At 72.6% G+C, this 16961-nt stretch carries 18 protein-coding genes; 13 read left to right on the forward strand and 5 right to left on the reverse strand.

What is annotated here, in order from left to right; all coding sequences use genetic code 11:
* The first annotated feature begins 73 nt into the window (after positions 1–73).
* Both folC and PD653B2_RS00660 read left to right on the forward strand, forming a co-directional pair.
* A complete protein-coding gene (gene folC / locus PD653B2_RS00655; RefSeq protein ID WP_085870401.1) occupies positions 74–1453 on the forward strand; it encodes a bifunctional tetrahydrofolate synthase/dihydrofolate synthase in 1380 nt (459 codons plus the stop codon).
* A complete protein-coding gene (locus PD653B2_RS00660) occupies positions 1450–1827 on the forward strand; it encodes a DUF4233 domain-containing protein (RefSeq protein WP_085870402.1) in 378 nt (125 codons plus the stop codon). Before folC ends, PD653B2_RS00660 begins: the two co-directional genes overlap by 4 nt.
* Here the strand turns inward: PD653B2_RS00660 and PD653B2_RS00665 are convergent.
* Complete coding sequence (locus PD653B2_RS00665) at positions 1813–3141, reverse strand: PLP-dependent aminotransferase family protein (protein ID WP_085870403.1); 1329 nt, start codon at positions 3139–3141, stop codon at positions 1813–1815. The genes PD653B2_RS00660 and PD653B2_RS00665 overlap by 15 nt on opposite strands.
* Positions 3142–3210: 69 nt before the next feature.
* On the opposite strand from PD653B2_RS00665, the gene PD653B2_RS00670 reads away from it, so the two are divergent.
* The 11 genes from PD653B2_RS00670 (at position 3211) to rodA (ending at position 13384) form a co-directional block, all read left to right on the forward strand.
* Positions 3211–3897, forward strand: a complete 687-nt coding sequence (locus PD653B2_RS00670) for a pyridoxamine 5'-phosphate oxidase family protein (RefSeq protein WP_085870404.1) — start codon at positions 3211–3213, stop codon at positions 3895–3897.
* Between the two features lie 10 nt (positions 3898–3907).
* Positions 3908–4315 (forward strand): nucleoside-diphosphate kinase, encoded by a 408-nt coding sequence (gene ndk / locus PD653B2_RS00675; RefSeq protein WP_085870405.1) that lies wholly within the window; start codon positions 3908–3910, stop codon positions 4313–4315.
* Positions 4316–4383: 68 nt separating this feature from the next.
* Positions 4384–4887: a hypothetical protein gene (locus PD653B2_RS00680; RefSeq protein WP_085870406.1), complete on the forward strand. Its 504-nt coding sequence runs from the start codon at positions 4384–4386 to the stop codon at positions 4885–4887.
* A complete protein-coding gene (locus PD653B2_RS00685; RefSeq protein WP_085870407.1) occupies positions 4887–5189 on the forward strand; it encodes a hypothetical protein in 303 nt (100 codons plus the stop codon). Before PD653B2_RS00680 ends, PD653B2_RS00685 begins: the two co-directional genes overlap by 1 nt.
* A complete protein-coding gene (locus PD653B2_RS00690) occupies positions 5186–6958 on the forward strand; it encodes an alpha/beta hydrolase (RefSeq protein ID WP_085870408.1) in 1773 nt (590 codons plus the stop codon). Before PD653B2_RS00685 ends, PD653B2_RS00690 begins: the two co-directional genes overlap by 4 nt.
* Positions 6955–7521, forward strand: a complete 567-nt coding sequence (locus PD653B2_RS00695; protein ID WP_085870409.1) for a hypothetical protein — start codon at positions 6955–6957, stop codon at positions 7519–7521. Before PD653B2_RS00690 ends, PD653B2_RS00695 begins: the two co-directional genes overlap by 4 nt.
* A gap of 113 nt (positions 7522–7634) precedes the next feature.
* Complete coding sequence (locus PD653B2_RS00700; protein WP_085870410.1) at positions 7635–8663, forward strand: rod shape-determining protein; 1029 nt, start codon at positions 7635–7637, stop codon at positions 8661–8663.
* A complete protein-coding gene (gene mreC, locus PD653B2_RS00705) occupies positions 8663–9577 on the forward strand; it encodes a rod shape-determining protein MreC (protein WP_085870411.1) in 915 nt (304 codons plus the stop codon). The genes PD653B2_RS00700 and mreC overlap by 1 nt, the downstream gene beginning before the upstream one ends.
* Positions 9574–10086: a rod shape-determining protein MreD gene (gene mreD, locus PD653B2_RS00710; RefSeq protein WP_085870412.1), complete on the forward strand. Its 513-nt coding sequence runs from the start codon at positions 9574–9576 to the stop codon at positions 10084–10086. The genes mreC and mreD overlap by 4 nt, the downstream gene beginning before the upstream one ends.
* Positions 10087–10095: 9 nt before the next feature.
* Complete coding sequence (gene mrdA / locus PD653B2_RS00715; protein ID WP_085870413.1) at positions 10096–12204, forward strand: penicillin-binding protein 2; 2109 nt, start codon at positions 10096–10098, stop codon at positions 12202–12204.
* 1 nt (position 12205) lies between these two features.
* Positions 12206–13384 carry a rod shape-determining protein RodA gene (gene rodA, locus PD653B2_RS00720; RefSeq protein ID WP_085870414.1) on the forward strand — a complete coding sequence of 393 codons (1179 nt, stop codon included), beginning with the start codon at positions 12206–12208 and terminating at the stop codon, positions 13382–13384.
* On the opposite strand, the gene PD653B2_RS00725 is transcribed toward rodA, so the two are convergent.
* Genes PD653B2_RS00725 through PD653B2_RS00740 form a run of 4 tightly spaced genes read right to left on the reverse strand, consistent with a single transcriptional unit; the run spans position 13381 to position 16636 of the window.
* Complete coding sequence (locus PD653B2_RS00725; protein ID WP_085870415.1) at positions 13381–13605, reverse strand: helix-turn-helix domain-containing protein; 225 nt, start codon at positions 13603–13605, stop codon at positions 13381–13383. The two genes, rodA and PD653B2_RS00725, sit on opposite strands and share 4 nt — an antisense overlap.
* Positions 13605–14192 carry a DUF2975 domain-containing protein gene (locus PD653B2_RS00730; protein WP_133058899.1) on the reverse strand — a complete coding sequence of 196 codons (588 nt, stop codon included), beginning with the start codon at positions 14190–14192 and terminating at the stop codon, positions 13605–13607. Before PD653B2_RS00730 ends, PD653B2_RS00725 begins: the two co-directional genes overlap by 1 nt.
* 55 nt (positions 14193–14247) lie before the next feature.
* Positions 14248–15351: a calcium:proton antiporter gene (locus PD653B2_RS00735; protein WP_085870417.1), complete on the reverse strand. Its 1104-nt coding sequence runs from the start codon at positions 15349–15351 to the stop codon at positions 14248–14250.
* Positions 15352–15385: 34 nt separating this feature from the next.
* The gene (locus PD653B2_RS00740; protein WP_085870418.1) at positions 15386–16636 is read right to left on the reverse strand and encodes an HNH endonuclease signature motif containing protein; all 1251 of its coding nucleotides are present in this window, start codon (positions 16634–16636) and stop codon (positions 15386–15388) included.
* Positions 16637–16961: the final 325 nt, after the last annotated feature.

Here is a 16961-nt window from a genome sequence, read left to right on the forward strand (position 1 = left end):
CCGAGAAACCGGTTGCGGGTTCAACCGCCTCGACCGGGGTGCGCGCCTGTGCGCGCCCTAGAATCGGCGAGACATGACTGACGCGCCTGACACCCCCCGACTCGCCACGACCTTCGACGAGGTCGAGGACGCCCTCCTGTCCCGCTGGCCCGAGACGAAGCTCGAGCCCTCGCTGGACCGGATCCGTGCGTTCGTCGAGCTGCTCGGCGACCCGCAGGCCGGCTACCCGGTGATCCACCTGACCGGGACGAACGGCAAGACCTCGACGTCGCGGATGATCGACACCCTGCTGCGCGCGCTCGACCTGCGCACCGGCCGGTTCACCAGCCCCCACGTCGAGCGGATGAGCGAGCGGATCTCGATCGACGGGGAGCCGCTGACCGACGAGGAGTTCGTCGACGCCTTCAACGACGTCGCGCCGTACACCCACATCGTCGACAACAGCCAGGAGCACCCGCTGTCGTTCTTCGAGACCGTCGTCGCCATGGCGTACGCCGCGTTCGCGGACGCGCCGGTCGACGTCGCGGTCGTCGAGGTCGGGATGGGCGGGTCGTGGGACGCCACCAACGTCGTCGATGCCGCGGTCGCCGTGGTGCTGCCGGTCGCCGTCGACCACGCGGCCTACCTCGGCAGCACGCCGGCCGACATCGCGGTCGAGAAGTCCGGGATCATCAAGCCGGGCTCGATCGCCGTGCTCGCCCAGCAGTCGCCCGAGGTCGACGAGGTCCTCCTCGAGCGGATCACCGAGGTCGGCGCGACCGCGGTCCGCGAGGGGCTCGACTTCGGCGTCGCCGCGCGCACCCCGGCGGTCGGCGGCCAGATGCTGTCGCTGCAGGGGCTGCGGGCCCGCTACGACGACGTGTTCCTGCCTCTGTACGGCGCCCACCAGGCCCAGAACGCCGCCGTCGCCCTGGCCGCGGTCGAGGCCTTCGTGGGCGACCAGCCGCTGGACGAGGACGTCGTCCGCGCCGCCTTCGCCGAGGTCACCTCGCCCGGCCGCCTCGAGATCGTGCGCCGCAGCCCCACCGTGGTGCTCGACTCGGCGCACAACCCGCACGGTGCCGAGGCTCTGGGTGCGGCGCTGGAGGACTCCTTCACGTTCAACCCGCTCATCGGCGTGGTCGGCGTGATGGCGGACAAGGACCAGGAGGGCCTGCTCGCGGCCCTCGAGCCGCACCTCGCCCACGTCGTCTGCACCCAGAACTCCACGGAGCGTTCGCTCCCGGCCGAGCAGCTCGCCGCGGTCGCCCGTGAGGTCTTCGGCGAGGACCGGGTCTCGGTGACCCCCGACCTCGGCAGCGCGATCGAGGCCGCCGCCACCCTGGCCGAGGCCGGAGCCGCGTTCGGCGAGGGGCTCGGCTCGGGTGCCGTGCTCGTCACCGGCTCGGTCGTCACCGTCGGGGAGGCCCGCGCCCTGCTCGTCCGTCCGACAACGCCGCGGGGACCCCGATGAGCGAGGCTCCCGCGCGGTCGCCGCGCCGCGGCATGTGCGCCGCGATCCTCTGCCTCGAGGCGATCACCCTCGGCCTCACGACACCCGTGATGGTGTCGGTCGCCGACGTCGCGGTCTCGACCGCGCTCTGGATCGGGCTCGGCCTCGCCGCCGCGTGCCTGCTGCTCGCCGGCCTGCTCCGCAGCGAGTGGGCGTACGGCGCCGGCTGGGTGGTGCAGGGCGCCGCGATCGCGCTCGGCGTGGTCATCCCGCTGATGTTCTTCCTGGGTGCGGTCTTCGCCCTGCTGTGGGGCACGGCCTACTTCCTCGGGCTCAAGATCGAGCGCGAGCGGGCGGCGGCCTACGCCGCCTTCGACAGCTCAGCGGAGGGCTGACACCAGCGCGGCCAGCGCCGCGTCCAGCTCCTCGTCGGTGACACCACCGAAGCCCACCACCAGGCCGGTCAGCCTCGCCGACCGGCAGTAGCCGGAGAGCAGGTTGACCTCGAAGCCGGCCCGTCGCGCCGCTTCCTGCGCGCGGACCGCGTCGGCCTGGGGGAGCAGCCAGGTCGAGTACATGCCGGCGAGCGGTCCGGCCAGCTCGGCGTACGGCGCGAGCGCCGCCGCGACCCGCGGGGCGCGCTCGGCGTAGACCCGGCGGGCGGTGCGGACGACCTTGTCGACGTACCCGTCCCGCAGCAGGGAGAGGAAGGCGCGCTGCACCGGCCACGGGGCGCCGTCGTGGGTGACCAGACGGCGCGCGTTGACCCTGTCGAGCAGGTCCGGGGGCGCGACGAGCCAGCCGAGCCGCAGCGAGGGCGCGACCGACTTCGCGGCGGTGCCGAGGTAGGCGACCCGGGCCGGGTCGAGCGTGGCCAGCGCCGGGACGGGGGCGACGTCGTAGCGGAACTCCGAGTCGTAGTCGTCCTCGACCAGGATCGTGTCCTCGGCGCGGGCGGCCTCGAGCAGGGTCAGCCGGTCCGCCGCCGGCATCACCCGGCCGAGCGGGTGCTGGTGGGCCGGCGTCACGTAGGCGGCCACCAGGCCGGTCAGGTCGCTGATGGTGGCGGCCGCAGGCAGGTCGCGCACCTCCCGGCCGAGGCCGCGGACCGTCTCGACCGCGGCCCGGTAGCCGGGGTCCTCGAGGCCGACCGGTCCGGGGCGCAGCGCGGTGAGGACGTGCCGCAGCCCGTCGGTGGTGCCGCTGGTGACGACCACCTCGTCCGGGTCGACCACGACGCCTCGGGTGCGGGCCAGTCGGTCGGCGAGGGCCGCGCGCAGCTCCGGGATGCCGCGCGGGTCGTCGTAGCCCCGGGGCGGCCGGGCCGTCGAGACGTCGCGCCAGGCGCGCCGCCAGCCGGCCGCGTGCCGGGGGTCGATCCAGGGGGTCCCGGCGTCGAGTCGGACCAGCTCGGCGGGGGCGGTGACGCCGCGACGCCGGGGAGCCGGCGTACGACGGGTGCTGCCGGAGGCGACGAAGGTGCCGGCGCCGTGCCGGGTCTCGAGCCAGCCCTCGGCGACCAGCTGCTCGTAGGCCTGCTCCGGGACCGAGCGGCTGACGGCGAGCTCGGCGGCCAGCGCCCGGCTGCTCGGGAGCCGGTCGCCGCGCCCGAGCGTGCCCGTGGTGACCAGCTCGCGGATCTGAGCGGAGAGCTGGGCGCCGAGCGGGCCGGGTCGCGAGCGGTCCAGCCGGACGGGCAGCGTGGTCATCGGGTGTCCTGTCGAAATGGTGCTGGATTGGCCCGTGTGGCCGGGCCACTTCTGCGTCAGCCTAGGGGGGTGACCACCTCGACGCCGCTGGAACCCACCGCCCGCACGACCGTCAACCGCGGCCGCAACCGTTCGGTCGCCGACCGCGACCAGCTGCACGCCTTCCTGGCCGACGCCCTGGTCGCCCACATCGGCGTCGTCGTGGCCGAGGACGGGCAGAGCCACCCGGTCGTGCTGCCCGCCGCGTTCGCGATCGACCTCGACGGGCCCGACCCCGACGGCACGCTCTACGTGCACGGCTCGGTCGCCGCGGGCTGGCTGCGCGCCGCCCAGGACGCCACCGTCTGCGTCACCGTGACCGAGCTCGACGGCCTGGTCGCGGGGCGCTCGGCCTTCCACCACTCCATGAACTACCGCTCGGCGGTCGTGATCGGGCCGGCGCGGGTCGTCGACGACCCGGGCGAGCGTCAGCACGCGCTCGACCTGGTCGTCGACCACATGATCCCGGGCCGTTCGGCCACGCTGCGAGCCAGCACCCGCAAGGAGCTGGCCGCGACCGCGGTGCTCGCCGTCCCCCTGCGCGAGGCGTCGATGAAGGCCCGCGCCGGTGGTCCGGTCGACGAGCCCGAGGACGTCGACGCCGGTGTCTGGGGCGGCCACATCCCGCTCCACCGGGTGGCCGGGGAGCCGGTCACCGGGGAGGACGCGAACGGACCCGCCCCGGCCGACGTCGTACGGCGGGCGGCCTCTTTGTAGGGTGCGAGGCATGACCCAGCGCACGCTCGTCCTCCTCAAGCCCGACACGGTCCGCCGTGGACTCGTGGGGGAGGTGCTCTCCCGCTTCGAGGCCAAGGGGCTCACGATCGTGGCGATGGAGCACCGCACGATCGATGCCGCGAAGGCCGACGAGCACTACGCCGAGCACGTCGAACGCGACTTCTACCCGCCGCTGCGCGCGTTCGTCACCAGTGGTCCGCTCGTGGCGCTGGTGCTCGAGGGTGACGAGGCGATCGACGTGGTGCGCGCCCTCAACGGCGCCACCGACGGTCGCAAGGCCGCGCCCGGCACGATCCGCGGCGACCTCTCGCTCTCCAACCGCGAGAACCTCGTGCACGGATCGGACTCCCCGGAGTCGGCCGAGCGCGAGATCGGGATCTGGTTCCCGCACCTCTGACCGGCCGCCGATCGGGCCCGATCCGGCCCTGACGGTTTCGGGGGGCCCGGGGCGGGCAGCCTCCCGGCATGGAGCTCCAGACTCGGGGCACGCCGCTCCCGCCGTTCTTCGCCGCCGTACGACGCCGCCACCCGGACGTCGACATCGTGCTGCTGCCGGACGAGACGCCTCCGGAGGCGCCTCTCCTCGAGCCCGTCTCCGGCCGCATCCTGGCCGACGCCCTCGACCTGGTCACCGGGATCGCCACCCGGGCGTGGGCCTCCGCGGTCGGCGACGGCCAGCTGCCGGAGAGCCGGTTCGTCTTCGGTCCCGACCCGGCGAGCGTGGTCGCGCGGGCCCGGGCCTCCACCGTCCTCGACACCTCCCCGCTCGTGCCGCTCGCCGCCGCGCTCAGCGAGGGCGGTTGGGCGCTGGGGCACGAGTCCGGCGCGGTCGACGTCCTCTTCGGCCGCCGCGGCCCGAGCCAGCTGGTCGCGTCGTACGCACCCGAGACCGGCACCTTCGTCCTGACCGTCACCTCCGACCCCCTGCCCGTCGGCGCCGAGCGCGCCCGCGAGCTGGCTCGCCGCTGATGGACGTCGTGCCGTTCGCGATGGGCGCCACTGCCCGGTCGTGGGACGAGCAGCACCTCGACCTCCAGGCCGCCGCGGGCCAGATCGCCGACGCCCCGACCGGCGGCTTCACGGCCGGCGTCTCGGGTGCGGCCGCCCGTTTCGCGAGCGCGTGGCAGCGGCACGCGACCGAGCTCGGCGACACCGCCGAGGCCCGCGCCGACGGGCTGCGCACCAGCGCCGCCGACTACGTGCGCACCGACCAGGCCGTGGCCTCGGACAACCGCTTCCTCCTCGACGCCGTGCTGCGGGAGGCCCGATGACCGTCGTCGTCACCCTGCCGCCCGCACCGCGGGCCGTCCCCGAGCTCGAGGTCGACCCGGGCGGGATCCGCGCGTACGGCGCCGACCTGCTCGCCGCCTCGGCCCAGGTCGACGACCTCGGCACGTTCGCGGCCGGTAGTGCCCGGATCGCCGGCTGGACCGGGCTGGGCGCCACGGCGTACCACGACGCGATCCGGCCCACCGGCCGGTTGGCCGACGCGATGTCGCTCGCCTTGCGGGGCGTCGCGCGCAGGGTCGACCAGCACGCCGACGCGATGCAGGCCCTCGTCGAGCGCCGGACCACCCTCGCCGGCGAGCACGACCACCTCGTCACCACCATCGCCGGCCTGCGCGACCGCGTCGCCGCCGGCACGGCGGCCGACGCCGCCGCCATCCAGGCGGCCTGCGACGACTGCGCCGCGCGGGTGCGGACCTACGAGACCGACCTCGACCGCTGGGCGACCGACCTGATGGCCGAGGAGGAGGCCATGCGCGAGGCCTTCGCCCGGGTGCAGACGCTCGACCAGGTCGAGCGCCGGTACGGCGGGGTCGCCGACCCGGCGGACGGCGCCCTCGACTCGATGCCCGGGTCCGGCGCTCCTCCGAGCGAGGTCAAGAGCTGGTGGGACGGGCTGACCCGCGAGCAGCAGCTCGCGATCATCGCCGCGTCGCCCGGCTCGATCGGCAACCGCGACGGCATCCCGCCGTGGGCGCGCGACGCCGCCAACACCGTCTCCCTCGACCGCGACCTCGCCGACTGGGGCAACCTCGAGGACCAGGGGCTGCTCACCGACGACGAGCGGCAGTGGCTCGACAACGCCCGGGCCGCGCAGGACGCGATCACAACCATCGAGGACGGCACGGACCCGGTCACCGGCCTCCCGGTCTCCACGACCCTCTACGTCTACGACCCGAGCGCCTTCGACGGTGACGGGGCCGTCGCGGTCGCGGCCGGCGACCTCGGCACCGCCCAGGACGTGGCGATCACCGTGCCGGGCTTCGGAACCGACGGCGAGAGCGCGCCCTTCCATGCCGACCGCACCCTCGACCTCTACGAGGCGACCCGCAACGTCGACGGGACCGGAAGCGTCGCGACCATGTGCTGGATCGGGTACGACGCTCCCGACAACCTGCCCTGGGCGGGCGAGGGCTGGGACGCGGCCGGCGTGGCCGGTGAGGGCATGGCCTCGGCAGGCGGCGACCGGCTCGCCGACATGCTCGACGGCCTCCGCGACTCGCGCGACGGCGACCCGGCCCACGTCACGGTGATCGGTCACAGCTACGGGTCGACGACCACCGGTCTGGCCGCCCACGACCACGGCATCCCCGTCGACGACCTGGTCTTCGTCGGCAGCCCCGGCGTCGGTGGCGACACCGACAGCGCGGCCGACACCGGCGTCGATCCCGGCCACGTGTGGGCGGGGTCCAACAGCCGCGACCCGGTCGCCGACCTCGGCAACCACGGCTGGGTCCACCTCGAGTCGGTGCTCGACGGCGCCGGGCTCGGCGACGACCCGGCCGAGGACGACTTCGGGGCGATCCGCTTCGAGGCCGAGTCGATCGACCGGCCCGACCACCTCGACTTCGGCGAGCACTCCACCTACTTCAACCCCGACACCGAGTCGCTCTACAACCTCAGCCAGATCGTCAGCGGCAACTACGACGACGTGCTCACCGCCGACCCGGTCACCGATCCCTGGTACGACGGCCCGCAGGACCCCGAGTGGGACCGCGACCCCACCGCACCCGACACCGACGGCAAGCCGTGAGCCGCGGGCCGGGGTGGCCGGCCCTGGCGTTGGCCGGGTCGGTGGTGCTGCTCGTGGCCGCGTGCACGCCGCCGTTCCTCGGCGACGACGTCGACCCCGACGAGGCCGAGACCGCGCTGCTCGCGCAGCGCGACGACGTCGCCGCGACCGCCGCGGGCCTGGTCGCCGCCACCCAGGAGGCCGTGGGTGGCGAGGTCGTGGAGACGCAGGGCGGCTGGGAGGGGTGCACCTCGATCTTCCCGGAGGGCTACGCCGACTTCCAGTACGTCGCGAGCGTCCAGCTGACGGCGCGGCCGGGTGCACCGGAGCGCCTGGTCGACCGGCTCCGGGCGGCCGCCGAGGCCAGCGGACTCGAGATCACCGGGACCGGCGGCGACGACGTGCTGGTCCGCGACGGCGACGTGTCGGCGCGCCTGTGGGACCTCCCTCGGGTGAACACCCGGGGGGACGTGGCGATCCAGCTGGTCGCCGACCCGTGCGTCGACGTCCCCGAGGACGACTGGCGGGACTGGATGCGCCGCGAGGACCCCGGGCCGGCCCTCGGTGACCCGCCGCCCGAGTGAATTCCCGCAGGTGGGGCCGCGTGTCCTGCCGCTGAGCCCCGCCCGGGCTTCGTAGCCTGTTGTCACTTCTTCCCCACGAGCACCACCCGTGCACCCAGTGACAAGGCGACAGCATGGCGAACAGCTTCATCGGCCGTGACATGGCCGTCGACCTCGGCACGGCCAACACGCTGGTCTACGTCCGCGGCAAGGGCGTCCTGCTCGACGAGCCGAGCGTCGTCGCGCTGAACGACACGACCGGCGAGATCCTCGCCGTCGGCCACGAGGCGAAGCGGATGATCGGGCGCACCCCCGACAACATCACCGCCGTCCGGCCGCTCAAGGACGGCGTGATCGCCGACTTCGAGGCGACCGAGCAGATGCTGCGCTACTTCATCCAGCAGGTGCACCGCCGGCGCTACTTCGCCAAGCCGCGGATGGTCATCTGCGTGCCGAGCGGCATCACCGCCGTCGAGCAGCGCGCGGTCAAGGAGGCCGGCTACCAGGCCGGCGCCCGCCGGGTCTACATCGTCGAGGAGCCGATGGCCGCCGCGATCGGCGCCGGGCTGCCCGTCCACCAGGCCACCGGCAACATGGTCGTCGACGTCGGCGGGGGCACGACCGAGGTCGCGGTCATCTCGCTCGGCGGCATCGTGACCAGCCTGTCGATCCGCACCGCCGGCGACGACCTGGACGCCGCGATCGTCGCGTGGATGAAGAAGGAGTACTCCCTCATGCTCGGCGAGCGCACCGCCGAGGAGGTCAAGATGACCCTCGGCTCGGCGTTCCCGCTGCCCGACGAGCCCGAGGCCGAGATCCGCGGCCGCGACATGGTCTCCGGTCTCCCGCGGACGGTCGTCGTCTCGAGCGCCGAGGTCCGCCAGGCCATCGAGGAGCCGCTGCACGCGATCGTCGACGCCGTCCGCAGCACCCTCGACCAGACGCCGCCCGAGCTGGCCGGCGACATCATGGACCGCGGCATCGTGCTCACCGGCGGCGGTGCGCTCCTGCGCGGCCTCGACGAGCGGCTGCGCCACGAGACCGGCATGCCCGTGCACGTCGCCGAGAACCCGCTCACCTCCGTGGCCCTCGGTGCCGGCAAGTGCGTCGAGGAGTTCGAGGCCCTGCAGCAGGTCCTGGTCAGCGACCGGAGGCGCGCCTGATGGCACGCGAACGCCGCTGGCGCGGCAGTCTCGACGACCGCTTCCGCCCGTCGCCGGCGCTGCTGGTCGCACTGGTGCTCGCCTGCCTGACCCTGATCACCCTCGACTACCGCGGTGGCTCCGACTCGCCGCTGGAGCCGGCCCGCCGGGCCGCGGGGGAGGTCTTCGGGCCCGTCGAGGTCGCGACGGCCGCCGCGGTGCGGCCGTTCACCGCCGTACCCCACTGGTTCCGCTCGAAGGACTCGATGCAGGACGACCTGATGGCCCTGCAGGCGGAGAACTCCCGGCTGAAGGGCCAGGTCAACAGCCAGGACTACGACCGCAACCGCCTGGAGGAGTACGACGGCCTCACCGCCGCCGCGCAGAGCCTCGGCTACTCGCTCGTCCCGGCGCGCGTGGTCGGCCTCGGCTCGTCGCAGTCGTTCTCGAGCACGGTCACCATCGACGCCGGCTCCGACGCCGGGCTGCGCCCGGACCTCACCGTGGTCAACAACGACGGGCTGGTCGGCCGGGTCCTCCGGGTCACCCGCACCACCGCCACCGTGCTGCTGATCGTCGACTCCGACTCGGTCGTCGGCGGCCGGGTCGGCCGGAGCATGGAGGTCGGCTTCCTGCACGGGCGCGGGGTGCTCGGCAGCGACGGCCGGCTCGACCTCGAGCTGGTCGACGACACCGCCGTGCCCGCCAAGCACGACACGGTCGTCACCTGGGGGAGCCAGGCCGGCGGGCCCTACGTCTCCGGGGTGCCGGTCGGCGAGGTGACCAGCGTCTACAGCAGCCTGCGCGAGACCTCGCAGCGCGCGGTGATCCGGCCGTTCGTCGACTTCGGCGCTCTCGACCTGGTCGGCGTCGTCGTCCCGTCCGGCACGACGAGCGAACGGGCTGTCATCGAGGCCGACGGGAGCCTGGGATGAGTGCCGTGCGTGCGCTGGTCGCGGTCGTCGCGGTGTCGCTGGCCCTGGTGCTCCAGGTGTCGGTGTTCCCGCACTTCGCGTGGGACGGCATCGTCCCCAACCTCTGCCTGCTCGTCGTCGTCGGCGCCGCGCTCACCCGGGGTCCGCAGTTCGCGGCGGTGCTGGGCTTCGTCGCCGGTGTCGCGCTCGATCTCGCGCCGCCCGCCGACCACATCGCCGGGCGCTGGGCGCTCGCCCTCGTCGTCGTCGGCTACGTCGCCGGCCGGGTCCGCCAGGACGTCCGGCCGACCGCGACGGCCGTCGTCGCCACGGTCGCGGCCTCGTCGTTCGTCGGCACCTCGGTCTTCGCGATCAGCGGCATCCTGCTGCGCGACCCGTCACTCAGCATCGGTGAGCTGCTCCAGGTGATCGGCGTGGCCCTGCTCTGGGACATCCTGCTCACGCCGTTCGTGCTGCCATCGGTGATGGCGATGTTCCGGCGGCTCCAGCCCGACCGGGCGCTGGCCTAGGTCCCGGTCATGGTCAAGCGCTCCGGCCGGCTCCGCCTGGTCGTCATCCAGGCCCTCGTGTTCGCACTGTTCGTGACCCTCTTCGCGCGGCTCTACTACCTCCAGGTCGTCGGCGGCGAGGAGTACCACGCGCAGGCCGCGTCGCAGTCCGTCCGCGAGATCGTCGTGCAGCCCCAGCGCGGGCTGATCGTCGACGACCTGGGCCGGCCGCTGGTCGCCAACCGCACCTCGTGGGTCGTCTCGGTTGACCGGTCCATGCTCGCCAAGATGACCGAGCACCAGCAGGAGGTGCTGGTCGGCCGGCTGTCCGACGTCGTCGACGTCCCACGCCGCGCGATCCTCGAGAAGCTGGTGACCTGTGGCGACCCGGGCAGCGTGGCCGGCACGTGCTGGAACGGCTCGCCGTACCAGCCCGTCCCGGTCGCGTCCGACGTCAAGCAGGCCGTCGCGCTGCGGATCCTCGAACAGCCCGAGGACTACCCGGCGATCCTGGCCGAGCAGCAGAGCGTGCGCGCCTACCCCGCGCCGTACGGCATCAACCTCGCGCACGTGCTCGGCTACCTCAGCCCGATCACCGAGTCCGAGTACGACCGGGCGACCGAGGACGGCGACAAGTCCGTCAACGGTGCCTCCTCGGTCGGCCGGGCCGGCGTCGAGAAGGAGTACGACCGCTGGCTGCGCGGCATGCCCGGCTACAAGAGCGTCGCGGTCGACTCGATGGGCCGGGTGCTCGGCGACGACAGCGAGGTCGCCGGCCAGCCCGGTGACACCCTGGTCACCTCGATCGACGCCAAGGTGCAGGGCGTCGTCGAGAAGCAGCTCGCCGAGACGATCGCGACCGCCCGCGCCACGCGCGACACCGTCACCGGCCGCAACTACGCCGCCGACTCCGGCGCCGCGATCGTGATGGAGGCCGACACCGGCCGCATCGTCGCGATGGCGAGCCAGCCGACGTACGACCCGAGCGTGTGGGTCGGCGGCATCACCAAGAAGCAGCTGGCCCGGCTCTACTCCGAGGCCGCCGGCACGCCGCTGCTCGGCCGCGCGACGCAGGGCCAGTTCGCGCCCGGCTCGACGTGGAAGCCGTTCATGACCGCCGGCGCCCTCACGCACGGCTTCTCCGAGGACACCCGGCTCAACTGCTCCTCGTCGTTCCGCGTCGGCAACCGCGACTTCAAGAACTACGAGTCCGGCGCCTACGGTTACATCGGCTTCGACAAGGCGCTCGAGGTCTCCTGCAACACCTTCTTCTACCGGGTCGGCTACTCGTTCTGGCAGAAGTACGGCTCCGACGTCGCCGACGTCAACGCCAAGGACCCGCTCGTGTCCGAGGCCAAGACCTTCGGGTTCGGCTCCGAGACCGGCATCGACCTGCCCGGCGAGGCATCCGGCCGGATCGCGGACCGGAAGTGGAAGCGCGCCTACTACTCGTCGATGAAGGACTACTACTGCGGCATCGCCGACAAGCCGCAGGACGCCGACACCAGCGACTTCGTCTACCAGTTCTCGCGGGAGTTCTGCGTCGAGGGCTACGCCTACCGGGCGGGTGACGCCGTCAACTTCGCGATCGGCCAGGGCGACACCATCGTCACGCCGCTCCAGCTGACCCGCGCGTACGCCGCCCTCGCCAACGGCGGCACGCTCTACGCGCCGCGGGTCGGCAAGGCGATCGTGGCCGCCGACGGCACCCTGATCCGCGAGATCAAGCCCAAGAAGGTCGGCACCGTCGACCTCCCGAAGCGCGTGCTCGGCTACATCGACACCGCGCTGAAGGGGGTCACCCGCCAGGGCACGATGGCCTGGCGGATGGGCGGCTTCCCCCTCGACGACGTGGTGATCCGATCCAAGACCGGCTCCGCGGAGGTCTACGGCAAGCAGTCGACCTCGTGGGTCGCGTCCTACTCCGATGACTACGTCGTGGTGATGATGGTCAGCCAGGGCGGCACCGGGTCCGGGACGTCGGGCCCCGCGGTGCGCAAGATCTGGGAGGCGCTCTACGGCGTCGACGGGATGGACGTGGAGCCGAGCAAGGCCGCGATCCCGGGCACCACCCCGCCGGCCGGTCTCCCCACGTTCATGAAGGACGGCACCATCCTGCCGCCGGCCGAGGAGGACTGAGATGACCAAGGCGCCTCGCATCGACTGGATCCTGCTGCTGGCCGTGCTCGGCCTGGTCACGCTCGGCAGTCTGCTCGTCTGGTCGGCGACCACGCACCGCGACGACCTCACCGGCGGCGACCCCACGGCGTACCTCAAGAAGCAGCTGGTCAACGTCGCCATCGGCCTGGTGCTGATGGTGATCGTGCTGGCGACCGACCACCGGTGGGTGCGGATCGTCGCGCCGTTCGTCTACCTCGGCTCGGTCATCGGCCTGGTGATGGTGCTGATGATGGGCTCCACGATCAACGGGTCCCGCTCCTGGCTGGAGCTCGGCGGCATGTCGATCCAGCCCTCGGAGTTCGCCAAGCTCGCGGTCGTCATCGGCATGGCGCTGTGGGTGGCCGAGCGCGCCGACGTACGGCGTGGGCGCTCCCCGGGATCTGGGGGAGGCGGCAGCGCCGGCGACGTGATCGGGATGCTCGCCATCGCGGGGCTGCCGGCGGCCCTGATCCTGCTCCAGCCCGACCTGGGCACCATGCTCGTGCTGTCCGCGACCGTCTTCGGCGTGCTCGCGGTCTCCGGAGCCCCCCGTCGCTGGCTGGCGCTGCTCGCGGCCGGCGGCGTGACCGCGGCCGCGGCGGCCATCGCGGGTGGCGTGCTCAAGCAGTACCAGGTCGACCGCTTCCTCGCCTTCACGAACCCGGACCTCGACCCGCGCGGCGCCGGTTACAACGTCGAGCAGGCCCGGATCGCGGTCGGCAACGGCGGGCTCTTCGGGCAGGGCCTCTTCGACGGTTCCCAGACTCGCGCGGGCTTCGTGCCCGAACAGCACACCGACTTCGTCTTCACCGTCGCGGGGGAGGAGCTCGGCCTGCTCGGCGCCGGCGTGCTGATCGCCCTGCTGGCCGTGGTGATCTGGCGTGCGCTGACCATCGCCTCCCACACCGACGACGTCTTCGGCCGTCTCGCCGCGGCCGGCATCGCCTGCTGGTTCGGCTTCCAGGCCTTCCAGAACGTCGGGATGTGCCTGGGCATCATGCCGGTGACCGGCGTACCCCTGCCGTTCGTGTCGTACGGCGGCAGCTCGATGTTCGCCGGCATGCTCGCCATCGGCCTGCTGCAGAACATCCACCTGCGCTCGACCGCGACGCTCCCGACCCGCTACACGATGCCGGTGCGGGTGCTCGCCTCGCGCTAGCGCTGCTCGAGCTCGAACAGGTCGCCCGGCTGGCAGTCCAGGGCCTCACAGAGCGCGGTCAACGTCGAGAAGCGCACCGCCTTGGCGCGCTGGTTCTTCAGGATGCTGAGGTTGACGATCGTCACGCCGATCCGGTCGGCGAGGGCGGTCAGCGTCATGCCGCGCGCGGCGAGGAGCTCGTCGAGGCGACAGACGATGCGGTGCGGCTCCTCGACCGGCATCAGACCAGGCCCTCGGTGTCGTCGCGCAGCTGCGTGCCGATGCGGAACGCCTCGGCGATGACCCGCACGACCAGCGCGATGACGAGCCAGAGGGCGACGGCGGCGACGTCGGGTCCGCCGGTCTCGAGGCGGGGCTGCGCGACCGCGAGCACCTCGCTGTCCGCGAAGGCGGCCGCGAGGGGCACGACGATCGCGGCGACCGCGATCACCGCCGAGACCACGCGCAGTCGGCGTGCGCTCGAGTCGAAGAACGGCTGTCCGGCGTCGGTCTCGTGGAAGACCCGCAGCAGCATGAACCCGATGGCCGCCACCGCGAGCGCGAGCAGCACGGTCGGGAGCAGGGACTCCACCCAGAGCTGGGTGGAAGCGTGGTCCAGATCGACCCGGACGGCGCTCTCGTAGACGTACACACCGCGTTGCCGGAGACCCACCCGGTCCCCGTCGGCCACGTCGATCGAGCGGCTGAGCACTCCGTCGCCCACGGCGTTCGCGATCTGGAGGAACACCACGAGCAGGCCGAAGAGCACCATGCAGCGCAGGGCTCCGCGCAGGAGGACGCGCTGGGTCCGGGTGATGCCGACGGCCATGACCACTCCCGTTGTTATCGACGTTCGATAACAACGATAAACGATAACTTCGGATTCAGGGCTGGATCGACAAGAAGATGTACGACGCGAGCAGCACCAGGTGCACACCACCGGCCAGCGGCTTCGCGCGCCCGGGCACGACGGTCAGCACCGCGACGATCACGGTGATGAAGAGCAGCACGATCTGCATCGGCTCGAGGCCGAGCGCCAGGGGACCGTCGAGCCAGATCGATGCCAGCGCGATCGTGGGGATCGTCAGGCCGATGGACGCCATCGCCGACCCGTAGGCGAGGTTGAGGCTGATCTGGACGTCGTTGCGCGCGGCCGCGCGCACCGCGGCGATCGACTCGGGCAGCAGCACCAGCAGCGCGATCACCACACCGACGAAGGCGTGCGGGAAGCCGACCGCCGCGACCGCGTCCTCGATCGGCGTCGACTCGACCTTCGCGAGGCCGACGACGGCGACCAGCGCGACCACGAGCAGGCCCAGGCTGGTGAGCGCCGCCCGGCTGCTCGGCGGATCGGCGTGGCCGTCGTGGTCGTCGTCGCGTGGTCCGGGTCCGGTGTCGACGGGCAGGAAGAAGTCGCGGTGCCGCACGGTCTGGGTGAAGACGAACATCCCGTACAGCACGAGCGACGCCACCGCCGCGAACGCGAGCTGCGACGCCGTGAACTCCGCACCGGGCGAGCTGGTCGTGAACCGGGGCAGCACCAGCGTCACGCTTGCGAGCGCGATGACCGTGGCCAGCGCCGACCCGGTGCCCTCGGGGTTGAACACGGCGAGGTGGTGCTTGATCGCGCCCACGACGAGCGCCAGGCCGACGATGCCGTTGACGCTGATCATCACTGCGGCGAAGACCGTGTCCCGCGCCAGCGTCGAGGTGTCCTTGTCGCCGGTGACCATCAGCGTGACGATCAGCGCCACCTCGATCACCGTCACCGCGACCGCCAGCAGCAGCGACCCGAACGGTTCGCCCACCCGGTGCGCGACCACCTCCGCGTGGTGGACCGCCGCCAGAACGGCGGCGACGAGGAACACCGCGATCACCGCCGCGACCACGGGGCCCGGGTGCCGGCCCCAGGCAGCGACCAGGACGACGGCAGCCAGGATCGGGGCCAGGGTCGTCCACGTGAACCGGCCGCTGGTCGGTGAGCTCATGCCCGAACCCTACGGACCGGGCAACGGCGCCGGCCTATATGCGTCGGGTGAAGCTGATCTTCCCGTCTGGTTGCTGGGTGGTGGTGTAGCTGGGGTCGTGGGCTCGGGTGTGGTGTTTGGGGCACAGCAGCCTGCCGTCCTTGGCGCTGGTGCCTCCGCCCTTCGACCAGGGGTGGTCGTGGTGGGCGTGGCAGAGTCCGGGTGGCCAGTCGCAGCCGGTGGCGGTGCAGCCCTGGTCTCGGAGGGCCATGGCGATGCGCATGGGGGTGGTGTGGAAGCGGGTCTTGCGGCCGACATCGAGGACTTCGGAGGGTCCGCCGAGGACGGCGGGGATGATGCCGGCTTCGCAGGCCAGGCGGCGGGCGAGTCCGGGGGAGATGCGCTCACCGGTGTCCAGGTGGGCTGCCTGGAGGCGGCCTTCCAGGGCGTCGAGGGTCATGGTCACGACCACGGTGGCGTTCAGCCCGCCGGCGTTCGGGAGCTGGTCGACCGGGTAGCGCTGGATGAGCTCGGCGAACGCCCGGCCCATGCGTTCGGGTCCCGGTCGTCGCTCACCGAGCGGGCCCTGGGCTGCTTGGTGCTTGGGGGCGGCCAGGGCGAGGAGTGCCTTCTTGAGCATGGCGCCGGTCAGGGCGTCGAGGGTGAACCGGCCGTGCACGCGGCCGTGGCCGTCCTCGGCCATCGTGAACCGCAACGACTCCTGGGCCGCACGTTCTTCGCGTTCGAGCAGTTTCGCTTCGCGGGCGTCGGCCTGATCGGGGGCGATGACCTCGAACAGCCGCCGCCCGAGGATCCGCAGCGTCTTCGCGTCGTGGTGGGCGGCTTCGGCGACCAGGTGCCGCTCCGCTTGCTCGACCAAAGCGGTGTCCAGGTCGGCGGGGAGCTGCTCGACCGCGGCCACGATGACCTGCGCCTGCTCCACCACGAGATCACCGGCGGCGAGAGCGACCCGGACCGGTTCATGACCAGCACTCAACGCGGTCGCGAGACCCATCTGCCGGATCGCCTCACGGCGGGTCTGGTTGGTGGCGTGCGCCCACCACACCGCGGTCGAGGTCGCGCCGGAGGCCTCGCCCACGGCGGCGTCGTCGGCGTGGGCGGCGACGCGGAGCTCGAGCTCGGTGATGCTGGCTTTCAGACCCGCGAGCGAGGTCAGCGTGGCGGCGGTTTCGTCGCGGTCCATCGACCAGACGCTGGCGTCGGCGAGGTCGGCGACCTGGGCGCGCATTCCCACCACGGCACGGGAGATCACGTGTCGTGGTGGGGTGTGCGTGGTGGTCGCCATACCGTTCACTCAAGCAGGGACCACCGACAGTCAGGCCCTGAAATCCTGTGGATATCGGGGGTCTGGGGTCACGGTCTGGTAACAGTGTTTCGCCTTTGTCCACAGGGGTTCGGAGAGAGCATCGGTGGTTGAGGAGGTTGCGCAGCAACCGTCTCGAAACTTCCGCAGCCCACGCGCCTGTCTGGGTCCCCGGGGTTTCGAGACAGGACTTCGTCCTTCCTCAACCACCGGTGGGCCGGGGGTTTCGAGACGGGCGCCAGGGCGCCTTCCTCAACCACCGGTGGGCCGGGAAGCGACCGCACCCACCCGCCCGCCGTACCCGCGT

Origin of the sequence: Nocardioides sp. PD653-B2 (assembly GCF_002117935.1) — a bacterium.
Classification (GTDB): Bacteria; Actinomycetota; Actinomycetes; order Propionibacteriales; family Nocardioidaceae; genus Nocardioides.